Source organism: Streptococcus suis (assembly GCF_002960445.1).
In the GTDB taxonomy this organism is placed as follows: Bacteria; Bacillota; Bacilli; order Lactobacillales; family Streptococcaceae; genus Streptococcus; species Streptococcus hyiners.
On the sequence record NZ_POJD01000490.1, the window covers coordinates 1 to 279 of the forward strand.

The following is a 279-nucleotide window of genomic DNA, read 5'->3' on the forward strand; positions in this document are numbered from 1 at the left end:
CGGAGTCCTTAGGCAACTCACGCACTGCACCATCTGGCGTGAAAACGTAAATACGCTCTGTAAAAATATCGTCCTTGACAGAATTTACAAAGGTTTGCGCATCCCCAGCCCCTTCTTGGAGTTCAATCAGGTTGTTAATCCAGCGCAACTCTTTTTCACTAGCAGTTGCCTTGCCACCACGCTTGTAGGCCCAGTGAGCCGCAACCCCGTACTCTGCAACCTGGTGCATTTCCATGGTCCGAATTTGGAACTCGATTGGACCTCTCGGTCCGTAAACCG

Annotated in this window: 1 pseudogene; it reads right to left on the bottom strand. The window is 50.9% G+C overall.

Annotated features, from left to right (window positions below):
• Nucleotides 1-279: pseudogene (locus C1G53_RS12935) on the bottom strand (bifunctional (p)ppGpp synthetase/guanosine-3',5'-bis(diphosphate) 3'-pyrophosphohydrolase); the annotation flags it as partial.